This window comes from Muriicola sp. Z0-33, assembly GCF_026126425.1.
Lineage (GTDB): Bacteria > Bacteroidota > Bacteroidia > Flavobacteriales > Flavobacteriaceae > JAFMPW01.
The window spans coordinates 1-2,798 of the sequence record NZ_JAFMPW010000031.1; the positions used below are offsets into that span (position 1 = coordinate 1).

Consider the following 2,798-nt stretch of genomic DNA (forward strand, 5'->3'; position numbering starts at 1 on the left):
TCAACGTTATTTCCATCTTCAATAGATAGCGTGTTGGCCGCAAGGGTAAGGTTCTGATCATCCGTACCGGCATCATCTAAATGCGATAAATCTACGGTCTGACTGGTCCCATCTTCGATACCTACAGTTAGTACGTTTGTACCCGTATCTACCGCTAAGCTTTCAATATTCTGATCATCCGTGGAAACAAAACCTGATAAATCTACCGTATTACCATCTTCAATACTAAGATCTGTACCAGCAAGGGTAAGGTTCTGATCGTCTGTACCAACCAAAGAAGAAAGATCAACTACCTGGTTGCTACCATTTTCTATTCCTATAGTCAAATCAGTTCCCGATAGTCCGGAACCAGCTATATTCTGATCATCTGTGGATACAAATCCGGATAAATCAACTGTATTCCCGTCTTCAATACTAAGATCTGTACCGGCAAGGGTAAGATTCTGATCGTCTGTACCGGCATCATCCAATGCTGATAAATCTACTGTTGTAGAAGCTCCATTTTCTATATCGATCTGAAGCACATTGGCGCCACTTAAAGAGGCCCCTGTTAAATTCTGATCATCAGTCCCGGCATCATCTAAATGAGATAAATCGACGGTCTGACTGGTACCATCTTCGATACCTACAGTTAGTATGTTTGTACCGGTATCTACCGCTAAGCTTTCAATATTCTGATCGTCCGTGCTTCCTGTGACTAATTCATCTATTGCTGCCTGAACATCTGTTGCCGTAAGTCCGGATGTACCATTATTATAAGGATTACTATTTGCTCGTGTATCTAATAAAACATCTGTTCCATCATTGTTAGTGAAAGTATACGTACCATCGCCATTATCAGTGATATTTGCTTTAGCTACGGTTTGTGTAACACCATTCTCATTGACATAGGTCACCAGGCCATTACCTGCATCGGTCATGTTAGTTATGGTCTCAGATATAGTAACAGAAGCTACATTTAAGTATATTGCGCCGTCAGTTCCTGCAGTAATATCGTTATTAAGATCAGTACTTATTAAATTATCAGACAATGGTCCTCCACCATCTGTTACCACTAAGCTTCCGGCAACCATTGCAACTCCGGTATTATATTCGTTTGTCGCATCGGCATCCGCGTCATCTACATTCAAGTTGAGTGTATTCCCATCTTCAATGCTTATATTACCCGCAGCTCCTGTAGTAGATAATATCTGATCGTCTGTTGAAACAAATCCGGATAAGTCCACCGTATTACCATCTTCTATGCTTAAATCTGTTCCTGCAAGGGTAAGGTTCTGATCATCCGTTCCGGCATCATCCAAATGCGATAAATCTACATTCTGGCTGGTACCATCTTCAATACCTACAGTTAATACATTGGTACCCGTATCAACCGCTAAACTCTCTATGTTCTGATCGTCTGTAGAAACAAAACCGGATAAATCTACCGTATTTCCGTCTTCTATACTAAGATCTGTACCGGCAAGGGTTAAATTCTGATCGTCTGTTCCTGCATCATCAAGTGCGGACAAATCTACTGTAGTGGAAGCTCCGTTTTCTATATCGATCTGAAGTACATTGGCGCCACTTAAAGAGGCCCCTGTTAAATTCTGATCGTCTGTACCGGCATCATCTAAATGTGATAAATCCACGGTCTGACTGCTACCATCTTCGATACCTACAGTTAGTACATTGGTACCCGTATCTACCGCTAAGCTTTCAATATTCTGATCGTCTGTTGAAACAAATCCGGATAAGTCAACGGTATTGCCATCTTCTATGCTTAAATCTGTTCCTGCAAGCGTTAAATTCTGGTCGTCTGTACCGGCATCATCCAGTGCGGACAAATCTACTGTAGTGGAAGCTCCGTTTTCTATATCGATCTGAAGTACATTAGCACCACTTAAAGAGGCCCCTGTTAAATTCTGATCATCAGTCCCGGCATCATCCAAATGAGATAAATCTACATTCTGACTGCTACCATCTTCGATACCTACAGTTAGTACGTTTGTACCCGTATCAACCGCTAAACTCTCTATATTCTGATCGTCTGTTGAAACAAAACCTGATAAATCAACGGTATTACCATCTTCAATACTAAGATCTGTTCCGGCAAGTGTTAAATTCTGGTCGTCTGTACCAGCATCATCCAAATGGGATAAATCTACATTCTGACTGGTACCATCTTCGATACCTACAGTTAATACATTTGTACCCGTATCTACAGCAAGACTTTCGATATTCTGATCGTCTGTACCCAGTGAAGCTATTGGTACAGCCAGTGTTCCTCCACTATCTGTTATTTCCAAATTGGCTCCGTTTACTGCAAATGCCGTGTTTTGTTCGTTTGTTGGGTCACCGTCAAGGTCTGGTGAGGCATTACCACCAACTGCGTTCCAGGTAGCCCCATCCCAAATATATAATTGCCCGGCAACATTATCTACGTAGGTAACCCCGCTATTACCGGGGACTATCACTGGTGCTCCTGAACCTATTAATGTAAGCTCATTTGTCAGGTCTTCATCCGGATCTGTAGAATTCACAGTATAGTTACCATTTCCATCGTCTGTAACGGTTATAGCACCTGTTCCTGCAATGACCGATTCGGCGAGAGTTGACAGGTCTACTACTTCATTGCTGCCATTTTCTATACCTATAGTAAGGTTATTTCCCGCTAGGCCAGATCCGCTTATATTCTGGTTATCTGTACTTCCTGTATTTAATTCATCTATGGCAGCCTGTACATTGGTGGCTGTAAGTCCGGATGCGGTATTGTCATAAGGGTTGGCCGATGCATTGGTATCAATGGTTTCAATGTT

At 42.1% G+C, this 2,798-nt stretch carries 1 protein-coding gene; it reads right to left on the reverse strand.

Annotated features, from left to right (window positions below; genetic code table 11):
• A partial coding sequence (locus J1G40_RS18215) for a beta strand repeat-containing protein (RefSeq protein WP_265244093.1) occupies positions 1-2,798 on the reverse strand: 2,798 nt, incomplete at both ends.